Here is a 19,138-nt window from a genome sequence, read left to right on the forward strand (position 1 = left end):
ATGCCTTATCAAATAAGGAAAATATTTGGTGTGGATTTTAGCGGGTCTAAAAAAGCCTGTAATAAAATATGGGTAAGTGAAGGCATCGTTCACGATAACTTCCTCAAAATCCACACCTGTCGTCCTGCTCACTTTTTTGCTGAAAGCCATGATACTCAGAGCTGTATTACTGCTCTTTATGGCATGATCGCCAGAGAAAAATATGCTATTTTTGGAATGGATTTTCCTTTTGCACTCCCATCTTCCCTTACAGAAGAAAACAACTGGAAGGATTTCATAATCAATTTCCCTCTTAAACATGCGTCTGCAGAAAGTTTCAGGGATTACTATCGCCAGAAAACAGATGGAAAAGAATTCAAACGTAAAAAGGAAAATGAAAAAGGCGCACCATTTGCTGCATACAATCTCTGGTTGTACAAACAGACCTTTCATGGTATCTCAAGAATAATTCATCCCCTTGTAAGGAATAACCTTGCCTGTATTCTCCCTATGCAAACCCCTGATCCTGAAAATCCCTGGGTAATTGAGATATGTCCGGCCTGCACTCTTAAAGAAAAGGGTCTATATATGCCGTATAAAGGAAAAAAGAGTGACAGAGAAACTAATAGGAAAATGATTGTGGATAAGTTAGAACAATTCAATATTATGCTTGATGATGAAATAAAAGATATATGTATTTCAAACACTCAAGGAGACGCTCTGGACAGTATTCTGGCAGCGTATGCCGTATTTAGGAATATGCAAACCCTGGAAGGAAAAAATCCGGATGAACTTGAAAAAAGAGAAAGGGATGTTTATTATTAATCCCCTTTTGGTTCTATATTCAACAGTTCATAAATATCATCAGGTTTTGTCAATATGTGCATGTTTTCCATTTCAGCCAGTTTTTCTGAATTGGTAACATCAATATCCCGCATCTTCAACTTCATTTTTCTTCCACTGGGTGCATATGTGGTAACATCGCCACGCACCTGATCAACAGGCAGGACATAAATTGGTGTTTGCCCCTTTGCTGTCTGGGCCACCACATTTGTTACAAGAGTATCGGCAATACCGTGTGCTATCTTGGCAACAGAATTGGCTGTGGCTGGTGCGATTATTAAAGCATCGTAGTGACCAACCTGCAATGGGCCGGCAATAAAAGGTGAGTTGGGACCCGAATCTGTTTTGAAGTTCGAGAAATCCTTCTGTATGTTATCCCACATGCGATACCACTTCATTACAGTCTCCCCTTCTCTTGAAAGAAATACCATAAACTCAATATCGGTTTTTTTCTTAATGTCTACCATTATGTCATACGTCTCTTTTATAAGGTCACCTGAGCCTGTAATTCCCCACGCGATTCTTTTCATATTATCACTCCTGTAAATTAATAACCTGTAAATAGTTCATATTTGACTTTTGCTTTATCGATAGCCATTTCATATAGTATTTCCCTGACAGCCTTCACCATTGTCGGGGGCCCACATAAATAGAACATACGATCCCTGTAATCCGGAATTTCACGCAATATCATGCTTTCACAGACACGCTCCCTGCAACCTGCCCAATCATTGGAAGCCCTGGTTAATGTATGTACAACTTTCAGGTTAGGATTGTGTTTTTGCATAATTTCCAGTTCATCTTCAAAGGCAATATCCTGCTCGATTTTGTTACTGGATATCATTACAATATCTGTATCCATGCCTTTATCTGTACAATAACGCGAAATACTAATCATCGGAGTAATGCCAATACCACCACTAATAAGGGCAATTTTGTCATACTCTCCTGTATAGGTCATTTTACCGAAGGGGCCTTCAATGCCTATCGTGTCACCCGGTTGAAGTAAAGATAGTGCATTGGAAAATTCATGGCCGGTCAATTTCTTGGTGAATTCTATATATTCCTTATTGGAGGGGGCACTTGAGATGGTAAAGGGCTTGCGTACCTTATTGCCGTTGATTTCCAGTTCTACCATAATATACTGGCCTGCAAGATACTCAAAACCATCAGGCCGGGGAAAAAGGAAACTTAGCACATCTTCTGTTCTGGGAATAGTTTCCATCAGCCTTGCATCAAATTGCAATCTATGCTCTCCTTTATCATGATAGAGTAAGAAGACCACCGTTTTCAAACGGTGATGAATTACACCCTCTATTGTTATTACCATCTATGTATTTCTTGATCGTTTCAGCAGATACTTGACCGTGTGTTCCTATGTAGTAACTTGGAGACCACAAATGCTTTCCCCAAAATTCTTTATTTCGTAGTTCAGGGAATTTTTGAAATACTCTTTTTGTAGTAACGCCTTTCATAATTTTGACAATATCTGTAGGTGCTATGAATGGAGGTGCATTTATGAAAAGATGGATATGTTCAGGCATAACTTCCAGTTCAAGTATTTCCCATTCTTTAGATTCGGCAATTGTTCTTATCTGGTCATCAAGAAATTGCTTTAATTCATCATTCATAACCTGTTTTTGATATTTCGTACACCATACAATATGATAATTAATTTCATATACAGCAGAACTTGAATAAGACATATTTACCTATAGGTTCGAAAAGTATTTAAATATTCCTTACCTATAGGCATATAATGCAAAATCATATAAGTTTAGGTTATATCCTACAAAACAACAAGAAATCAAATTGAATAAAACTCTTGATGTTTGTAGATATATCTATAATGAATTTCTTGCAGACCGTAGAAATGCATACGAAAGATGTAATTAGGGAATATCTACAATGGAACAGTTGTATCAGGTTCAATACCTTAAATTTGATACGATAGTACATTCACAAGTTAAACAGGATATAATCAGGAGATTAGGAAAATCTTTTGATAATTTCTTTAGACGATGTAAGAAAGGAGAGACAAAAGTAGGCTATCCACGTTTCAAAGGTAAAAATAGATATAACAGTTTTACTTATCCTCAATCTGGTTTTAGTATTTCTGGAAAGAAATTGAATTTATCGAAAATTGGAGAAATTAAGATAGTTCAACATCGGGAAATTGATGGTAAAATTAAAACTTGTACCATTCGTAGAGACGGAAAACAATGGTATGCAACATTTCTGTTGTAATTAAAAACAATGTAAAACCTGTAGAACCTATTGCCTTCATTGGAATTGATGTTGGACTTAATTCCATTGTGACGTTAAGTGATGGTGCACAAGTCAATTCTCCAAAATATTATTACAATACAGAAATAAAATTAAAAAAGCAACAACGTAAACTTAGTAGAAAAAAGAAGTTTTCTAATAACTGGAAAAAACAATGTGATAAAGTAAACAAATTGCATCAAAAAATACGTAAACAAAGAAATGATTTTAACCATAAGTTAAGTAGAGAATTGATTAATGTTTACGATTGTATAGTTTTTGAAGATTTGAATATAAAGAATATGGTGAAAAATTCAAGACTTTCAAAATCTATACATGATGCATCATGGAGTAATCTAATTCAGTTTACACAATACAAAGCGGAAGAAGCTGGTAAGTTTGTAAAATTAGTAAACCCATGTAATACATCTCAAATCTGCAGCAATTGTGGTCAAAACGTAAAAAAATCATTAGCAACGAGGACACATAATTGCCCCCATTGTGGATTAATTATTGACCGCGACCATAATGCTGCAATTAATATTCTTAATCGTGCTGTAGGGACTACAGTTTAAGCCTGTGGAATTGAACTAATAGGTTCAATAATGAAGCAGGAAGCCACCCTATTCATAGGGTGGTAGTTCACTGTTCCAGTCTTTTCATTTGCTTGGATGTTTCAATAAGTTTTTTCATTGTACGGCGCAGACTGCGTAGGCCTTCCTCATCTTCATCTATTCCTTCTGCCCCTTTATCCTTGGACCACAGCGTACCTCCCAGATTTGACCCGAAGGAGCCTCCGGCAACAGGGAACATTTCACTGATGACATAAAAATTCAATATGGTCTGGAGGGCAGGCTCCTGGCCTCCCACACGGTCCCCCCCATCTGCCAGTGCAGCACCCACTTTATTTTGGAATGCCTTGGGATTTGCCGCTACAACCGCCCTGCACCTGTCCATTATGGTTTTGGTCTGTGCACTGATATTTCCCTGGTATACCGGTGTCCCTATTATCCAGGCATCCGCCCAGAGCATTTTTTCATACAGGTCTGATATGTCATCTTTGTGTATACATCCCTGTTTGGTCCTTATGCAATGATCGCAATGGATACAGAATTTCAATTCTTTCCCGCTTGCAGAAAAATACTCCACTTCAGCACTGTATTTTTCCTTTGCATAATCCAGTGCATATTGCACGGCACGGGCAGTTGCTTTTTTGCGAGGACTGCCCGATATTCCAAGTATTTTCACAATGTCCTTGTCGGACATCAATTCACACTCCTTTCACTCAAGTACAATGGCATCAGCCGGACAGGCATCCACACACAGCTCACATTCTATGCAGTCATCAGGCCGTGAAACTACTGACTTTGTATCCCCGTTGGAATCTTCTTTCAAATCAAAAACTTCTGTGGGGCATACCTCGGCACATTCGCCGCTTCCTATACATTTATCTTTGTCTACAACTGGTGGCATATTCTTCCTCCTTACATATTCCTTCTAAACAAATAAATTGTAAATAATGCAATCAAGCCAACAATACTTCCAAATCCTGGTGTTCCTTCTGACTCTACCTCACCGTTTATTCCGCCTTTAACGGACTCCATCTCTACAATCGGAACTTCATACTCTCCTCCAAATAGTTCATCTATAAGTGACTGGGGAGCAGACCTGTAGAGCAATTTCGTATCCACAATAATGGGGTCGACTACACCTTCTGGTACAGTAAAATTATGAACTTCAATGGCAGTTGATTCAGGCGCAATCCTGTTATCAGATATCACATCTGTAACTTCCCATAATTTCATAGTAGGATTGCCGTCAGAATCGGAATATACGGCCCAGTAAATAGTTCCATTCTCGATATTGCCATCCTCATCCAGATTTCCTGAACTGTAAATTTCGCGTCCCTGGCTGTCTTTTATATCTACCTGGGTCCACATTTGCCTGGCTTCAGTAAGTCCTGTAGGCAAATTATGACCTGCCCCGGAATTCGTAATTGACACTTCAATGGCAACTTCTTCGCCTGGTTGCGCATTTTCGGGAATGTTTACTTCTAGTGTAGCCGCTTCCTGAAGTCTTTCGATTGCCATTTCTTTATGATCATCCTCGCCCAGTATTCCTGTAACAAAAACATTGGCTCCTGCGAAGTTGTGCACTGATATATGGTCTCTTTTGGGTGCACCTGATCCAGCACGCCCGGGATTTGCCTCAAATTCAGTAATTCCAGGTGTCATGTGGCAATCCTGGCATTGGACCTCTTCTTCAGCATAGGGTCCTTCGCTCCATGCCTGATAGGTGTCATCCAGCACTACACCGGATGTTGGGTGGGTGATCTGGTGGCACATTCCACAATACTCTGATTTTGTATAGAATTCACTGTATTGAGATTCGTGGAACGCAGACTCAGAATCATCGAATGGGCCATATTTGGTCTCAGAAGGAGCCACCGAATATCCTCCATTGCCTATCTCAGAGGATTCCTTAACACTGTGGCAAAAATCACAGCCCACTCCTTCATCAGCCTCTTCACTTATATGGGGGTTATCTATAGGGGGGACCTGCCCCGAAGTCACACTAACAGGTATGTGACAGCGCGTACAGAAAACATCCAGAGAGCCATTTGTCTCTTCACTTGCAAGTTTTAGTTCTTCCTGGTAAAATGGGTCATCAAAAGCATGATAATGCATACTACCTTCCCACTGGCTGGTCGTGATGGCATGGCATCTGTTGCATGTAGAATACGAAGTAAAATCTTCATGCGATAAGGTATCTGCTTCAATGGGGGAAGCATCTGCTACAACCCCAGCACAGGCAAATAAAAATGTCAAAATGATAAATATGGATATATTTTTCACTACACGCCCCTCCTGAAATCCCCCGTCAATATTAATCAGAAGGAGGCTTATAGCCTCCTTGCCGCTTTTATTCCTGCAGTAACTTTAGTGCTTCCCTGCATGCTGCAACTGCAGGTGCACCTGAAGTGATAGAGATCACTTCCATTGTTTCCATTATTTCCTCTGCTGTGGCGCCATTTTCAGAGCGCTCTTCATCTGGGAGACCGTACAGGCCTCACACTGTTTGGAGGCAACGACTGCCAGTGCCATCAATATCTTGTACTTGGCAGGTATTGCACCGTCTGACAACAATTTGTCATGACATCTCCTGTACTTATTAACGAAGTTGGGATCGATTTCCTTCAGTGTGTGGAGAATATTCGGGGCAAACCCCATCTTATTCTCTATATCCTGTACTACTTTCTCATGTTCTGCCATCAATTAAACCTCCTATATGGAATTAATCAAAGGAATCTTCTATCGTGTTATCAAAACAGTAGTTGCACATAAAGTGGGGAAGGCCCTTATGAAGGCGTTTGACCTCGGGTGGTTTTCCCACTGAAACCTGTAGTTTTACTTCTTTAGAATGATCCATACACAGCCCTTTCCCGCATACAATACATACTGCAGCGGCTTCTACCTCTGTCCCTGCTTCAGCACAGTCATAACATTTCATCATGGTATTCACCTCAGTAATTTTCCTTCAAAGCCTCATGACATGGTTTGCAAAGTATTTTGAGTAGAGGTTGTATGTCCTTTAACTCACAGGCATCTCCCATGCACTTAAGCCTCACTTCGTATTCACCTTCCAATACGGGAATTTTTTCTCTTACAAGATGGTCCATACACACGCCTCTGCCACATATGATGCAAATACCGACTGTGTCAGTAGTTTTATTTTCTTTTGCACATTCAAAACATTTCATTATTGATTCACTCCCTTATTGATTCAGAAATATACATAAACAGGATGATTACTCCACGAGTTCCATTTCTTCCCCGCAGCAAATAAGTACTCCGCCGCCAACTTCAGTGACTTCAACTTCGTTGCCACAGATATTACAAATGTATTTTTCACCTACTTTTTGGACTCCCATAGATTCAACTCCTTGTATTTATTTGCATAATAAAAAAGGATAGATGATTATTTATGCATATCGGTGGCTGGGAAAATATAGCAGCCTGTATAATATCAGTGCCCTTCGGGATAAGCCTGGTAGATTACTGATATATAGGCAAACAGGAATATGCCGTTCAAAATCAATAAGGTTTTAATATATGTATGCAATCCTCAATAGCGTCAAAATATTGAATAATAGGAGGATTCAAATGTCATTTGGAATAGAGTTCGTACCAGGAGACCCAGTTCTCAAAATCGCCCACTATGCAAAGCTTGCTGAACAACAGGGATTTGACAATGTTTGGGTTACAGACCACTACAACAATCGTGATGTTTATACCACCCTTGCAGTGTTGGCTATGAACACCAACAGCATAAAACTCGGAACAGGTGTTACAAACCCATACACAAGAAATGCAGCCATTACTGCATCCAGCATTGGTTCAATCAATGAGATTTCCGGTGGCCGTGCAATTCTCGGTCTTGGACCCGGAGACAAGGCAACTTTTGATGCAATGGGAATCCCATGGGACAAACCATTGACCACAACCAAAGAATCCATTGAAGCCCTTCGCGGATTCTTGGGCGGTGAAAAGGTTGAAATGGACGGTGACATGATCAAATTCGGCGGCGCTAAAATGGCATTCAAGACCGGCGATGTACCTATCTACATGGGTGCACAGGGTCCAAAAATGCTTGAACTTGCAGGCCAGGTCGCAGATGGGGTACTGATCAACGCATCCCACCCAAGGGACTTTGAAGTCGCAATGGATAAGATAAAGGCAGGTGCTGACAAAGCAGGCCGCAGTATGGATGAGATTGATGTGGCAGCTTATGCATGCTTCTCCATCGACAAGGACGCAGCAAAGGCCAAGAATGCTGCAAAAGTCGTTGTTGCCTTCACGTTGCAGGTTCCCCTGACATGGTCCTTGAACGTCATGGAATTGACCCTGCAGCCAAGAAAGACATAGGCGCTGCAATTTCCAAGGGCGATTTCGGAGCACTCATGGGTGACCTTGTAACTGATGAAATGATGGATGCTTTCTGTATCTGCGGAACCCCTGAGGACTGTAAGCAAAGGATCAATGACCTGAAGGACATTGGTGTAACCCAGATTGTTGCCGGCTCACCTCTTGGACCTAACAAAGAAAAAGCAATCAAACTCATCGGTAAGGAGATCATCGGAGGAAACTGATGGTTCATCCGAAGATACTAGAGGTCATTGATTATGACGTCTGTACCGCTTGCGGGGCATGTGTTTCAGCATGTCCTGCCGGTGCCATCGTCATGAACAAAAGGGCCGAAGTAAGAGATCCGGACAATTTGGAGCTTTACACCAAAGGTGCTGCCCCAAATGTCTGTGAAGGTTGCTATACCTGTGGGCGCATCTGTCCTGTAGTGGATGGTTACGTCGAGGATGAATTCGCAAATGTCAGAAGTTTCTTTGGTGCAAAAAGTGATATCGAAGGACAGGACGGTGGTGCAACAACTGCAATTGCAAGTAAACTGCTTGAACTGGGGGAAGTAGACTGCTTTGTGGGAATTACCCGCAATGACAATTGGGAAACCCAATTGGAAGTCTTCACCGATCCAGAAGAAATCAAGAGGGCCAAAGGTACCAAATACACATATGATTCCGTACTCTCTGCTCTGAGGGATCCCTTCGAACAATATGATAAAATAGGTGTAATCGGCGTACCCTGCCAGGCCCACGGTGCACGTCTGATATCCGAAAATGTCAATGACAAGATCGTGGTTATTATAGGGCTTCTTTGTATGGAAAGTTTCTATCATGATGTAATGTCTGAAAAAGTTATAAAGGAGATAATGGAACTCAATCCTGAAGATGTTGTAAAATTCGACTTCGCAAAGGGCAAGTTCTGGGCATACACAAAGGATGGCGAAAGTCACAGTGTCAAGATCCCAGAAGTTGGTCCGCATGCCAGGAATCCCTGCCACCACTGCTGTGATTACACATCAGTTTCAGCAGATATATCAATAGGTTCTGTAGGTGCACCGGATGGATGGAACAGTGTCCTGATCCGTACAGACGAAGGTGAAAAATACTTCAAGATGGCTGAAGATGAGCTTGAGATTATGGAAGATCCAAAACCAGGAATGGACCTTGTCAAGAAACTGGCAACCATGAAACACAGCAACAATTCACAACATTATCTTGAAGTTTGTGAGAAGTTCAGCTTCGATGAATGTGGCATCAGATGAAACTATGCATCTTAAAAGGGCATTCTATATAGGGCGCTTCCAGCCATTCCACAAAGGCCATTATTCGGTCATAAAAACGATTGGAAAAGACATTGATGAACTCGTAATAGGTGTCGGAAGCGCTCAAAGAAGCCACGAAACACCGAACCCCTTTACTGCCGGTGAGCGCATAATGATGATTCGTCATTCTCTTGCAGATACGGACATCAACCATTATGCAGTTCCCATAGACGACATCCAGCAAAACGCAGTTTGGGTTTCCTATGTCACTGCACGGACCCCTCCTTTTGACATAGTCTATTCCAATAATCCTTTAATCCTCGAGCTTTTCGAAGAAGCAGGCATAGAAACAAAGCAACCTCCCATGTATCATCGGGACAAGTATTCAGGCACCCAGATCCGTGAAAAGATGATTGCTGGTGAAAAATGGGAGCAACTAGTCCCTGAATCAGTTACAGAAGTTATTGAAGAGATTGATGGTGTCAGGAGATTAAAACATGTCTCCGGCAGCGATCAAACTTTCTGACAAACTCCTGTCCTTAATTTTTTATAGTACGTCCGTTGAATACTATATAGTGTAAGGAATATACAGGGGGGCATTTAATGACTGAGAAAGCACCGGTATTTTGTGAAAAATATTGTATTATATGCAGGGGGGCAAGAGCTGGAAATCCTATCTGTAAGGCAATCCAGAATCTTGAACTCAAGATATTTGGTAAGGAAGGTTGCATATGGGGAAAAGCAAGGACCAGATATTACGGCGTAACACCTGATAAGGAAATACCTCCGGAAAAGAAAAAATGATCAAAAAATTTCCCCGCTCCAATCAAAAGCTCCGGGTTTGAATTTATCAAGGGGTGGATGTCCAGAAGATATGCCGTCGATTATTTCTCTTACATCCCCGGCAACTTCACTTATACTCCGACCTGTGGTACCAACTTCAAATACCATTTCACAGTTCTCGACTGATTCTACAAGTATAACATCGAGACATTCTGCTTCTATGTTCTCATTCACCTTTGCAGGTTTGTATCCTCTTTTTCCAAGCCTTCTTTTGAGTTCATTTGGGGCCGTGCGTAGCAGATGGAAATATCTGCAACCAGATGGGCCATGTGGCTGTCAATAATTACAGGATTTTCAGATTCTTCTATGACTGAGAGCCGTTTTTTTACCACATTGAGGTCAGTAACCACACAGTCCCGTTGCTTATCTTCTTCTACGAAAAGGTTCTCGGATTTTATGAGTTCGTTCAGATGAACCACTCGATACCCGAATTCATTCTCAAGCAGCCCGGATACAGATGTTTTCCCGCATCCGGGGGTGCCGGTTAAAGCAATAAACATATGTCCCGAATACAATTGCCTCTACTATTAAGGATTAATCCTCCTGTATGCCCAGAGCCAAAAAATTTTCAATAATTTTCAAACCATCACTCATCAGTACCGATTCAGGATGGAACTGGATGCCATAGATAGAATATTCTTTATGTTTAATCGCCATTATTGATCCATCTTCTGTATGGGCAATGGATTCCAGGGCCGGGGCAAGTTCTTTAATTTCCAGTGAATGGTACCTTCCTCCTTCAAAAGGATTGGCAAATCCCGCAAAAAGAAGCGAATCACTGTGAATTATTGATGAAGCCTTGCCATGGACTGAGCCATTTGTACATCTGCCGGTACTGCCTCCGTAAGCCCGGTTTATAGCCTGATGACCAAGGCAAACTCCCAGTATAGGGGTATTTGGACCGTATTCCTTAATAATTTGGAGGCAGTTGCCGATATCCTCGGGTCTTTCAGGGATGCCCGGGCCGGGTGATATGACAATGGCATCTGGTTTTATATTTCTGACCTCTTCCATTTCCACTGTATTTGGAACAACTACGGTTTCAACACCCAATACGGAAAAGGCATCCACAAGGTTCCATACAAAGGAATCCCGGTTATTGACAAACAGTACTTTCATATCATTCACCTCTCACCGCTTTGAGCATGGCAGCCATTTTGCGCTCGGTTTCCTCGTATTCCTTCGAAGGCACTGAATCTGCAACTATACCGGCACCTGCCTGTATCATTACATGTCCCTCTCTCATAACAACTGTACGTATTGCAATTGCAAAGTCCGCATCCCCGTTCCAGGAAAAGTAACCTATCCCTCCGCCGTAGACACCCCTGCCGACTCCTTCAAGTTGTCTAATGATCTCCATTGCCCGTATTTTGGGCGCACCGGAAAGGGTTCCTGCAGGAAGAAGTGCCTTGATTGCATCGAACTGGTCGCATTTAGGTCTTAATTTACCTTCCACTGTACTTTCAATATGCTGTACATGAGAATAACGTACCACTTTCATGAAATCGGATACTTTTACAGAGCCACCTTCACAGACCATGCGTACATCGTTGCGGGACAGATCAACAAGCATCACATGTTCTGCCCTTTCTTTTTCGTCCTGGAGCATTGTTTCGGCATAGTTGCAATCTTCAGTTTCGTTTTCACCCCTGGGACATGTCCCTGCGATAGGATTGGTGATCACACGCCCATTATCCACAGTCATCAGGGTTTCAGGACTTGCACCCACCACGGCCATATCCTTAAACGAAAGCAAGTACATGTAAGGACTCGGGTTAATAGAGCGTAGTTTCCTGTAAAGGTAAAGAGGGCTATTTTGGTAGGGTAGCTCATAGCGCCGTGAAAGGACTACCTGGAAAATATCACCATCCAGAATATGTTCCTTTGCCTTGCTTACTGCATCTTCATATTCTGCCCGCTCCATTGTGCAGGAAATATCCTCATTCTTCGCACTTCCCGCTGATTCATTTTCCTTTATCAATGATGATCGGTTAAGTACTACCTGCATGCTGCGGGCTTCTTCAAGTACATCATCATAGACCTGTGCTGCATTTGAAGAACTTGCAAGTGGAGTTTTTACGTAATAAGTCCTTTTTTTCAAGATGGTCAAAAACAAAGGTACTAGTAGTGAACATAAACTGCATGTCCGCTTCCTTTGACCCTGCTGGAACTTCCTGTTTCAACCAGCAATCATAGATAATGTCATATCCAGCATATCCCATTGCCCCACCCAGGAAAGTCTGCCTGTCAAATCTATTTGCATTGAGAAGAGGCAGTGAATCATCGGCCACAAATACTTTCCTGAGGCCGTCTAATACTTCATATCCTGTTTTTATGGTTCCTTCAAAATGACAGGATCTGGATTCAAGAGAATCGCAGACATTTCCCAGTCTTTTTTCCATCAAATCTGTCAGGGCTGATTCATGTGACATTGTCAGGCAAACACGTCTGCCCTTCACGGAAAGTAAGGCAAGGGGATCTGCGCCTACAAAAGAAAAACGTGCGTGTCTGCTCTCTTTTTCTACAGATTCCAGAATATAGGAGTAATCAAAATGATTCTCCAGAAGAGTGTAGAGGTCAAGTGGGGAAAGGGACGTTTGCACCTCGGCTACCAGCTGTACAAGGGCCGGACTGTCCTCTCTATTTACAAGTGAAATGAACTCATCTCTTCCAATATCAAATTCCATCAATTACTACACCTCACAGCTCCTATAAAATCACAAACAAGATTCAAATCTTTTTTACCTTTCACTTCAACCCCGGAGGAAACATCCACTCCATAGGGGGATACAATGTCCACACATTCGCCCACATTTTTTGGGTTTAGGCCTCCTGCCACAATCAATGGAACAGGGATGTTTTTGCCACTTCGCCACTTATCTTCCAGTCATGGGTCAGGCCACTACCTCCGCCGCTTCTACAGGCAGTATCCAGAATTACTGCATCAATCAGCTTACATTCTGCAAGTTCATTGATGATTTTAATAGTTTCAAGGACCTTTGTTTCATCAGAAATTGAAAATTTCTGGATTATCCGGACATGCATTGGCTGCAGTGCAGTGAGTAATCCTCTGTCAGCAGTGGAATGTACCTGCACCATGTCCGGTCTTGCATTACTTACAAGTTTCTTGGCATGTGCAATCGATTCTGGCATTATTACCATGACCGTAGTGACAAAAGGAGGAGTGGCTTTTATAAGTTCAGTGCTTAATTCCATATCCAGATTGCGAGGCGTATCCACCGGCACTTCTGTTATAAAACCTACTGCATCAGCACCACACTTTACTGCAATACCTATATCATCCACAGACTTCATTCCGCAGATTTTCACCCTTATGGCAGGTTGCATTTGATCCCCTGGAATTTGTAAAATGTGCAAGTTCTTCGAGCTTTTCAAGAGCTTTGCCATTGTCGATTACCTTTTCAGCAATTCTTGCGGCTTCATTAAGAGACGGGGCTTTGTCTGCAACATAGATAGCAGCGGCAGCGTTAGCCACCACTATATCCCTTTTGGGTCCCTTTTCACCCTGCAGGATATAACGTATGTCCGTTGCATTCTCTTCAGGAGTCCCGCCTACAATATCTGGTGCAGATGCCCTTTTAAAACCAAGGTCTTCAGGCTTAATCTCATAGGTAGTGATTACTCCGTCCTTTAGTTCTGCTACATAGGTTTCCGAGAGGGTGGAGATTTCATCCATCCCGTCACCATGGACCACCAGTACTCTTTCTTTGCCAAGTTTTTTGAGGACTTGCGCAAAGGGTTTACAGAGGGATTTATCGTATACACCAACTACCTGTCTGGAAGCAAGTGTCGGATTAGAGAGAGGGCCCAGCAAATTAAAAATTGAACGGAATCCAAGTTCTTTCCTGATCGGCGCAACCCTCTTCATGGCAGGATGGAAATATGGCGCAAAGAGAAAACCGATTCCTACGGACTCCATACATTTTTTCACTTCTGCCGGAGAACAGTTCAGGTCAATACCGAGAGATTCAAGCACATCGGCACTTCCTGAAAGAGACGTTACGGCACGGTTTCCGTGTTTTGCGATTGACACATCCGCAGCTGCAGCTATAATGGCTGCGGATGTGGAAATGTTGATTGTGTTATGACGATCTCCTCCCGTTCCTACAATATCTACAAGCGGGCCGGCAATTGCAGGTTTTATTATGACAGCCTCATCAAGCATTCCTTCTACAAAACCACTTATTTCTTCCACACTTTCCCCTTTGACTCTTAAAGCCCCGAGAAAAGCTCCTATCTGGGCATCCGTTGCTTCCTGTAGGATATATTTCAGAGTTTTCTTTGCTTCAGTAGCAGTCAGGTCTTCTCCGTTTACTATTTTGTGCAGGCACCGTTGCATGTAATCACCATACTCAATGTATCAAGTTGTACAATTATGTACAGGTATTCCATAGTATAAATATATACCTCTCATCATGCACACCCAAAATAAAAATACAATAAAATGAATAATAAACAGAGGAGCAATGAGTGAGAGATTATAATTCTGAATTTTCCATAAAGGCAGGAATGGACCCTGGCACACTGATTCATGTTGGGGATAAAAAGGTGAAAGAACCTGAACTGACATTGATAGAGTACAATGAGGATACTCTGGAAGTACGTGTCAGCCAGAGCATCGACATAATTAAAGATCTGGAATTTGCAGAAGACAGGAAAATATGGATCAATGTAGATGGTTTGCACCAAACAGAATTAATTGAAATTCTTGGGAAATTATTTGGGGTTCACCCCCTTGTGCTGGAAGATATTCTGAATACCACGCAGCGGCCCAAAACCGAATCCTATGACGATTATATCTATGTTACAATTAGGACTCTGTTTTACGAACGTCTGGAAAAAACAGTCGACTCAGACCAGATAAGCATAATACTGGGAAATAATTTCATTCTCTCATTTCAGGAAATGGGGACTGATTTATTCAAGCAGATCAGACAGAGAATGGAAAGACCTGCAGTCAACATTCGTAAAAGGGGAGTGGATTACCTCACCTATTCCCTCATAGATTCGATTGTGGATAATTATTACCTGCTTCTGGAAGACATCGGAGATGAAATTGAGAGGCTGGAAGATGAACTAATAAAAGAGCCATCTCCTTCAACCCTGCAAAGTATCCATGGGCTTAAAAGGGAAATGATCATTTTACGCAGGTCCCTCTGGCCACTCAGGGAAATAATTGCATCCCTGCAACGAGATGAATCCGGTTTAATCAGGGAAAGCACTGGCATATATCTGCGTGATCTCTATGACCACTCGATACAGGTCATCGAAACCGTGGAAACTTACAGGGAAATGTTATCCGGCATGCTGGACCTTTATCTCTCAACGGTTAGTAACCGGATGAATGAAGTGATGAAGGTACTGACAATAATTGCTACTATCTTTATCCCTCTTACTTTTATTGTAGGTATCTATGGAATGAACTTCGAGTACATGCCCGAATTGAAATGGGAATGGGGTTATCCTGCAGTTATGATTTTTATGGCCTCTATATCTGTGATTATGCTGTATTATTTCAAAAAGAAGACCTGGCTGTAAACCTTTTGTAGAAGCCACATAACTATGAACGTCAAATAATACTAAATAGAACATATATCAATATATATCAAATAAAATTCATTGAAAAAATTTTATTACCATGCAGATGGGGTATTTAGCATAAAGTGGGCAAACATAAATCTTGAAACCAAGCTGATTCTTCTGATTACAATCGGAACTGTAATTGTTTTACTTGGTACTACGCTGGCAATCACTTCTACTGTGACGGATCCGGAAAGGGAACTTGCATACGACAAATCGATCAAGACTGCAGAAACTTATGCCAGTCAGTTCAATACGGATATGCAATCAAGTATGACCATTGCGCGTACCCTTGCTAGCAGCCTGGAAAAATACGATACAAGGAACCGGACTGAAGCCAATGCTATGCTGGAATAAATACTGCGGGATAATCCAGAGTTAATCGGTACCTATGTCTGTTTTGAACCAAATGCCTTCGACGGGATGGGTAGAAAATATATAAACACAACCGGCCACGACGAAACCGGTCGCTTCATTCCTTACTGGAATACAATTGGGGGCGAGGTGAAACTCGATCCAATTGTAGATTACCAGACTTTCTCCTACTACCAGTTGCCCAAAAAGCTGGAAAAAGACGTGGTTACCGAACCTTACCTGTACGAAGGAGCATTGATTGTCAGTTTTGTCTCACCAATAATGAAAGAAGGAAACTTTCAGGGAATTGCTGGTGTGGATGTTTCTTTGAATTATATTGATGAAATTGTCAGTGATATAGAAATATTCGATACAGGTTATGCTACTGTGGTGAGCAGGACAGGAATCCTGATGTCCCATCCCACTGAAAAGGAATGGATCGGCCACAAATCATTGAACTCATTTGATATACCAAATATACAAAAACTAAAAGTAGACATATTTTATGGGCGAAGTGGCCATATCGAAACCCTTGATCCCATCACCGGAAAAGAAGTAATTATGTTCTATGAACCTGTAGATACGGGCAAATTCTCTTTTCTGTTGGTTGTCCCTAAAAAAGAAATGCTTGCAGGAGTAATTGCACTCCAAAAACAACTTGCAGGTATTTCCTTTGTAGCTATCTGTTTCATGGGGGGAGGGGCATTATTAATAGCCCGCTCCATAACAAAGCCAATAAAACGAATCGTTGGCAATTTCAATAAGATATCGGATAAAGCCATCGAAGGGAAACTGGACACACGGGCAAATACAGATGTAGACATTGATTTCCGGAAAATTCCGGAAGGGTTAAACAGCATACTTGATGCCCTTGAGGAATCAAGTGCTTCTATCCAGGAAATGAGAGAAGTGATAAACAGCAGTCCGGCTATTGTTTTCAAATGGAAAGCTACACCCAGCTGGCCGGTAGAACTGGTGTCCGATAACATCAATTTGCTGGGATATTCAGCAGAAGAATTTGATTCAGGCCATCTGTGGTATGGTGACATAGTACATCCACAAGACCTCGACAGGGTTCAGAAAAATCTTGATAAACAGATGGCAGAAAGACAGAATAATTTCACACAGGAGTATCGTGTAGTCACCAAATCCGGGGAAATCAAGTGGGTTGATGAAAGGACACTCATTAAGAGAGATACAAAAGGTAACATAAAATATCTGCAGGGAATCATTCTTGACATCACTGAAAAGAAGGAAGCTGAGAAAGCAATCATAGAAGCAAAAATGATGGCAGAAGCGGCAAACCAGACCAAAAGCCAGTTTCTGGCTAATATGAGCCATGAATTGCGTACGCCCCTAAACTCTATTATAGGTTTCTCAGATGTGCTGCTGGAGGGGGCTTTTGGAAAACTAAATGAAAAGCAAAAAAAATATGCTCATAATATAAACACCAGTGGTAGACATCTTCTTGAAATCATCAATGATATACTGGACCTTTCCAAAATTGAAGCTGGAAAAATGGAATTAAAACCTGAACGATTCGGACTCGAAGAGATAATTTCCGAATTGAAAAACACAATGGAACCTCTTGTCAAAAAGAAACAGCTAATTTTGGATGTAGATACCAGTTTGGAATATCCTGTTTATGCGGACAAGCTGAAGATCAAGCAGGTGCTATATAATTTACTTAGCAATGCAATCAAGTTTACACCTGAAAAAGGAAAGATCACGATTGACATTGATTACGGGAATGAAGATATCACTATTAGTGTATCTGATAGCGGGATTGGTATTCCTCCAGAAGAACAGGACAAACTTTTCAAACCCTTCGAGCAACTTGATTCTGATTCCAACCGGCAATATCAGGGAACAGGCCTGGGATTGGCTCTGGTAAAGAATATTGTAGAGATGCACGGTGGTCAGCTATGGGTTGAAAGTGAAGCCGGAAGGTGGTCCACCTTCAAGTTCACCCTTCCCCAACAAAATGGCTTTTAAGCAGCTACACCCATACCTGTTGCAACTATCAGCAGTCCTCCCAGTATTATAAACTGGCCATCTGCCATTAAGTCGCACAGGGAATTATTTCCTGTGATCCTCCCAAAGAAAATAACATAGCAGAGTGCATAAATAACTCCTGCTGCCAGTACTAACAAGGATGCAATACCCAATTGTTGTATACTGGTGTTTATCATGAAATAACCTGATAGAAGCGTCAGGCAGATTAATAATATGCGGGTTTTTTCTGCACCAAGCAGCACTGGTATGGTTTCAATTCCTGAAACACTGTCACCTTCGATGTCTCTCATATCAAAAATTACAGTATTGACAAATACCAGAGAGAAAAAGTAAATAAACGTTACAAATACCAGATCTCCCATTGCCTGTCCATATACCAGTGAAGGGAGAAAGGCAGGAGTTGAAGCCCATGCCGTTGCTATTACCAGATTTTTTACAGATGGGATTTCCTTTAGCCTACGATAACGAAAACCTGAAGGAAGCCATGCAAAACTGTAAAGCAAACCACTGACAAGAGGAATAGCAGTAACAAGAAGAGCTTTAAATCCGTAGGGAAATGCAAGCAGGAAAGCAAAAAGATAAGCAAGAATTGAAGATAGGAATAAGAATTTTTCATATTTCTTTGTAAAGGAATAACGTTCTGAGTGGTTTATGGAATCTTCATCCTCGTCTGCTTTACGATCAATATTATATACAGAATATGTGACAAGGAACATTATAGCCATCGTCTGCCAGGATAGGGCAAGTCCCTGTAACTGACAGGCCATGTATGCCATTACAGCTCCGGCTATCGAAAGATAAACTGAACTGTAGGTAAGGAAATCAAGAATTCTTTTGACAACTGTACCATCTAGATTCACCTCGGATGCAGGATATTTAAATTCACTCATGCATGTAATGTTTATAATAGGGGTAAACGTTAGTTGCGGCTCTTAATATTAATCGATCCGATTAATCTTAGTCATAATAATATATGTATAGTTCTCAGCTTATATTGTATATTATAGGTCAAAGTTCATCCGGGAGGTTTACATTATGTAAACTTCCGGAGGTCCCTTCA

At 41.6% G+C, this 19,138-nt stretch carries 26 protein-coding genes and 3 pseudogenes; 11 read left to right on the forward strand and 18 right to left on the reverse strand.

Annotated features, from left to right (window positions below):
- Complete coding sequence (locus C9889_RS08410) at positions 1-804, forward strand: hypothetical protein (protein ID WP_129598675.1); 804 nt, start codon at positions 1-3, stop codon at positions 802-804.
- On the opposite strand, the gene afpA is transcribed toward C9889_RS08410, so the two are convergent.
- Genes afpA through tnpA form a run of 3 tightly spaced genes read right to left on the reverse strand, consistent with a single transcriptional unit; the run spans position 801 to position 2,528 of the window.
- Complete coding sequence (gene afpA / locus C9889_RS08415) at positions 801-1,352, reverse strand: archaeoflavoprotein AfpA (protein ID WP_129598677.1); 552 nt, start codon at positions 1,350-1,352, stop codon at positions 801-803. The genes C9889_RS08410 and afpA overlap by 4 nt on opposite strands.
- A gap of 17 nt (positions 1,353-1,369) precedes the next feature.
- On the reverse strand, positions 1,370-2,068 hold the full coding sequence (locus C9889_RS08420) for a ferredoxin--NADP reductase (RefSeq protein ID WP_129598679.1): 699 nt from the start codon (positions 2,066-2,068) through the stop codon (positions 1,370-1,372).
- Positions 2,069-2,084: 16 nt separating this feature from the next.
- A complete protein-coding gene (tnpA, locus tag C9889_RS08425; protein ID WP_129598681.1) occupies positions 2,085-2,528 on the reverse strand; it encodes an IS200/IS605 family transposase in 444 nt (147 codons plus the stop codon).
- Positions 2,529-2,634: 106 nt separating this feature from the next.
- Between tnpA and C9889_RS10880 the strand changes: the two genes are divergently transcribed.
- The 3 genes from C9889_RS10880 to C9889_RS10525 are packed head-to-tail and all read left to right on the forward strand — an operon-like array spanning position 2,635 to position 3,662.
- Positions 2,635-2,718, forward strand: a complete 84-nt coding sequence (locus tag C9889_RS10880; RefSeq protein WP_263854024.1) for a helix-turn-helix domain-containing protein — start codon at positions 2,635-2,637, stop codon at positions 2,716-2,718.
- A 12-nt stretch (positions 2,719-2,730) separates the two neighbouring features.
- Positions 2,731-3,069, forward strand: a complete 339-nt coding sequence (locus tag C9889_RS10520) for an RNA-guided endonuclease InsQ/TnpB family protein (RefSeq protein ID WP_225420042.1) — start codon at positions 2,731-2,733, stop codon at positions 3,067-3,069.
- Positions 3,045-3,662, forward strand: coding sequence for an RNA-guided endonuclease InsQ/TnpB family protein (locus C9889_RS10525; RefSeq protein WP_225420043.1), 618 nt, complete (start codon positions 3,045-3,047; stop codon positions 3,660-3,662). Before C9889_RS10520 ends, C9889_RS10525 begins: the two co-directional genes overlap by 25 nt.
- Before the next feature lie 67 nt (positions 3,663-3,729).
- Here the strand turns inward: C9889_RS10525 and C9889_RS08435 are convergent, their stop codons facing one another.
- The 7 genes and pseudogenes from C9889_RS08435 to C9889_RS08465 form a co-directional block, all read right to left on the reverse strand.
- Positions 3,730-4,353 carry a flavodoxin family protein gene (locus tag C9889_RS08435; protein WP_129598684.1) on the reverse strand — a complete coding sequence of 208 codons (624 nt, stop codon included), beginning with the start codon at positions 4,351-4,353 and terminating at the stop codon, positions 3,730-3,732.
- A gap of 15 nt (positions 4,354-4,368) precedes the next feature.
- Positions 4,369-4,560, reverse strand: coding sequence for a 4Fe-4S dicluster domain-containing protein (locus C9889_RS08440; RefSeq protein WP_072360265.1), 192 nt, complete (start codon positions 4,558-4,560; stop codon positions 4,369-4,371).
- Positions 4,561-4,571: 11 nt separating this feature from the next.
- On the reverse strand, positions 4,572-5,942 hold the full coding sequence (locus tag C9889_RS08445) for a multiheme c-type cytochrome (protein ID WP_225420044.1): 1,371 nt from the start codon (positions 5,940-5,942) through the stop codon (positions 4,572-4,574).
- Positions 5,943-6,009: 67 nt separating this feature from the next.
- Positions 6,010-6,359, reverse strand: a pseudogene (locus tag C9889_RS08450) (carboxymuconolactone decarboxylase family protein).
- Positions 6,360-6,381: 22 nt separating this feature from the next.
- Positions 6,382-6,600: a DUF2180 family protein gene (locus C9889_RS08455; RefSeq protein WP_129598690.1), complete on the reverse strand. Its 219-nt coding sequence runs from the start codon at positions 6,598-6,600 to the stop codon at positions 6,382-6,384.
- A 10-nt stretch (positions 6,601-6,610) separates the two neighbouring features.
- Positions 6,611-6,847, reverse strand: a complete 237-nt coding sequence (locus tag C9889_RS08460; RefSeq protein WP_129598692.1) for a DUF2180 family protein — start codon at positions 6,845-6,847, stop codon at positions 6,611-6,613.
- Positions 6,848-6,895: 48 nt separating this feature from the next.
- Entirely contained in the window at positions 6,896-7,018 is a 123-nt protein-coding gene (locus C9889_RS08465; protein WP_129598695.1) for a desulfoferrodoxin FeS4 iron-binding domain-containing protein, read from the reverse strand.
- Positions 7,019-7,250: 232 nt separating this feature from the next.
- On the opposite strand from C9889_RS08465, the pseudogene mer reads away from it, so the two are divergent.
- From mer to C9889_RS08485, 4 genes and pseudogenes are all read left to right on the forward strand, one after another.
- A pseudogene (gene mer, locus C9889_RS08470) lies at positions 7,251-8,236 on the forward strand (5,10-methylenetetrahydromethanopterin reductase).
- A complete protein-coding gene (gene fpoF, locus C9889_RS08475; RefSeq protein WP_129598698.1) occupies positions 8,236-9,264 on the forward strand; it encodes a F420H2 dehydrogenase subunit FpoF in 1,029 nt (342 codons plus the stop codon). The pseudogene mer and the gene fpoF overlap by 1 nt, the downstream one beginning before the upstream one ends.
- A gap of 4 nt (positions 9,265-9,268) precedes the next feature.
- Positions 9,269-9,790: a nicotinamide-nucleotide adenylyltransferase gene (locus C9889_RS08480; protein ID WP_129599531.1), complete on the forward strand. Its 522-nt coding sequence runs from the start codon at positions 9,269-9,271 to the stop codon at positions 9,788-9,790.
- Between the two features lie 77 nt (positions 9,791-9,867).
- Positions 9,868-10,068: a hypothetical protein gene (locus C9889_RS08485; RefSeq protein WP_129598701.1), complete on the forward strand. Its 201-nt coding sequence runs from the start codon at positions 9,868-9,870 to the stop codon at positions 10,066-10,068.
- Here the strand turns inward: C9889_RS08485 and C9889_RS11310 are convergent.
- The 7 genes and pseudogenes from C9889_RS11310 to trpD form a co-directional block, all read right to left on the reverse strand.
- Positions 10,069-10,607: pseudogene (locus tag C9889_RS11310) on the reverse strand (adenylate kinase family protein).
- A gap of 34 nt (positions 10,608-10,641) precedes the next feature.
- Positions 10,642-11,226 carry an aminodeoxychorismate/anthranilate synthase component II gene (locus C9889_RS08495; protein WP_129598704.1) on the reverse strand — a complete coding sequence of 195 codons (585 nt, stop codon included), beginning with the start codon at positions 11,224-11,226 and terminating at the stop codon, positions 10,642-10,644.
- Position 11,227: 1 nt separating this feature from the next.
- Entirely contained in the window at positions 11,228-12,217 is a 990-nt protein-coding gene (locus tag C9889_RS11315) for an anthranilate synthase component I family protein (RefSeq protein ID WP_318531565.1), read from the reverse strand.
- Positions 12,141-12,794 (reverse strand): hypothetical protein, encoded by a 654-nt coding sequence (locus tag C9889_RS11320; RefSeq protein WP_318531566.1) that lies wholly within the window; start codon positions 12,792-12,794, stop codon positions 12,141-12,143. The genes C9889_RS11315 and C9889_RS11320 overlap by 77 nt, the downstream gene beginning before the upstream one ends.
- Positions 12,794-12,946: a phosphoribosylanthranilate isomerase gene (gene trpF / locus C9889_RS10885; RefSeq protein WP_164999319.1), complete on the reverse strand. Its 153-nt coding sequence runs from the start codon at positions 12,944-12,946 to the stop codon at positions 12,794-12,796. Before trpF ends, C9889_RS11320 begins: the two co-directional genes overlap by 1 nt.
- A gap of 2 nt (positions 12,947-12,948) precedes the next feature.
- The gene (locus C9889_RS08510; protein WP_164999320.1) at positions 12,949-13,455 is read right to left on the reverse strand and encodes a phosphoribosylanthranilate isomerase; all 507 of its coding nucleotides are present in this window, start codon (positions 13,453-13,455) and stop codon (positions 12,949-12,951) included.
- Positions 13,406-14,467, reverse strand: coding sequence for an anthranilate phosphoribosyltransferase (gene trpD, locus C9889_RS08515; RefSeq protein ID WP_129598712.1), 1,062 nt, complete (start codon positions 14,465-14,467; stop codon positions 13,406-13,408). Before trpD ends, C9889_RS08510 begins: the two co-directional genes overlap by 50 nt.
- 131 nt (positions 14,468-14,598) lie before the next feature.
- Between trpD and corA the strand changes: the two genes are divergently transcribed.
- From corA to C9889_RS08525, 3 genes are all read left to right on the forward strand, one after another.
- A complete protein-coding gene (gene corA / locus C9889_RS08520) occupies positions 14,599-15,666 on the forward strand; it encodes a magnesium/cobalt transporter CorA (RefSeq protein WP_129598715.1) in 1,068 nt (355 codons plus the stop codon).
- A gap of 81 nt (positions 15,667-15,747) precedes the next feature.
- Positions 15,748-16,065, forward strand: coding sequence for a hypothetical protein (locus C9889_RS10540; protein ID WP_225420047.1), 318 nt, complete (start codon positions 15,748-15,750; stop codon positions 16,063-16,065).
- Between the two features lie 3 nt (positions 16,066-16,068).
- A complete protein-coding gene (locus C9889_RS08525) occupies positions 16,069-18,057 on the forward strand; it encodes an ATP-binding protein (RefSeq protein ID WP_394342252.1) in 1,989 nt (662 codons plus the stop codon).
- Here the strand turns inward: C9889_RS08525 and C9889_RS08530 are convergent.
- A complete protein-coding gene (locus C9889_RS08530) occupies positions 18,054-18,968 on the reverse strand; it encodes a UbiA family prenyltransferase (RefSeq protein ID WP_129598718.1) in 915 nt (304 codons plus the stop codon). The two genes, C9889_RS08525 and C9889_RS08530, sit on opposite strands and share 4 nt — an antisense overlap.
- Positions 18,969-19,138 lie beyond the last annotated feature (170 nt).

Origin of the sequence: Methanohalophilus profundi (assembly GCF_004137855.1) — an archaeon.
GTDB lineage: Archaea > Halobacteriota > Methanosarcinia > Methanosarcinales > Methanosarcinaceae > Methanohalophilus > Methanohalophilus profundi.

Excerpts from the sequence above, each read along its gene's own strand:
- C9889_RS08410 (WP_129598675.1), top strand. The coding sequence starts at position 1 with ATGCCTTATCAAATAAGGAAAATATTTGGTGTGGATTTTAGCGGGTCT.
- afpA (WP_129598677.1), bottom strand. The coding sequence starts at position 1,352 with ATGAAAAGAATCGCGTGGGGAATTACAGGCTCAGGTGACCTTATAAAA.
- tnpA (WP_129598681.1), bottom strand. The coding sequence starts at position 2,528 with ATGTCTTATTCAAGTTCTGCTGTATATGAAATTAATTATCATATTGTA.
- C9889_RS10520 (WP_225420042.1), top strand. The coding sequence starts at position 2,731 with ATGGAACAGTTGTATCAGGTTCAATACCTTAAATTTGATACGATAGTA.
- C9889_RS10525 (WP_225420043.1), top strand. The coding sequence starts at position 3,045 with ATGGTATGCAACATTTCTGTTGTAATTAAAAACAATGTAAAACCTGTA.
- C9889_RS08435 (WP_129598684.1), bottom strand. The coding sequence starts at position 4,353 with ATGTCCGACAAGGACATTGTGAAAATACTTGGAATATCGGGCAGTCCT.
- C9889_RS08440 (WP_072360265.1), bottom strand. The coding sequence starts at position 4,560 with ATGCCACCAGTTGTAGACAAAGATAAATGTATAGGAAGCGGCGAATGT.
- C9889_RS08455 (WP_129598690.1), bottom strand. The coding sequence starts at position 6,600 with ATGATGAAATGTTATGACTGTGCTGAAGCAGGGACAGAGGTAGAAGCC.
- C9889_RS08460 (WP_129598692.1), bottom strand. The coding sequence starts at position 6,847 with ATGAAATGTTTTGAATGTGCAAAAGAAAATAAAACTACTGACACAGTC.
- C9889_RS08465 (WP_129598695.1), bottom strand. The coding sequence starts at position 7,018 with ATGGGAGTCCAAAAAGTAGGTGAAAAATACATTTGTAATATCTGTGGC.
- fpoF (WP_129598698.1), top strand. The coding sequence starts at position 8,236 with ATGGTTCATCCGAAGATACTAGAGGTCATTGATTATGACGTCTGTACC.
- C9889_RS08480 (WP_129599531.1), top strand. The coding sequence starts at position 9,269 with ATGCATCTTAAAAGGGCATTCTATATAGGGCGCTTCCAGCCATTCCAC.
- C9889_RS08485 (WP_129598701.1), top strand. The coding sequence starts at position 9,868 with ATGACTGAGAAAGCACCGGTATTTTGTGAAAAATATTGTATTATATGC.
- C9889_RS08495 (WP_129598704.1), bottom strand. The coding sequence starts at position 11,226 with ATGAAAGTACTGTTTGTCAATAACCGGGATTCCTTTGTATGGAACCTT.
- C9889_RS11320 (WP_318531566.1), bottom strand. The coding sequence starts at position 12,794 with ATGGAATTTGATATTGGAAGAGATGAGTTCATTTCACTTGTAAATAGA.
- C9889_RS08510 (WP_164999320.1), bottom strand. The coding sequence starts at position 13,455 with ATGCAACCTGCCATAAGGGTGAAAATCTGCGGAATGAAGTCTGTGGAT.
- trpD (WP_129598712.1), bottom strand. The coding sequence starts at position 14,467 with ATGCAACGGTGCCTGCACAAAATAGTAAACGGAGAAGACCTGACTGCT.
- C9889_RS08530 (WP_129598718.1), bottom strand. The coding sequence starts at position 18,968 with ATGAGTGAATTTAAATATCCTGCATCCGAGGTGAATCTAGATGGTACA.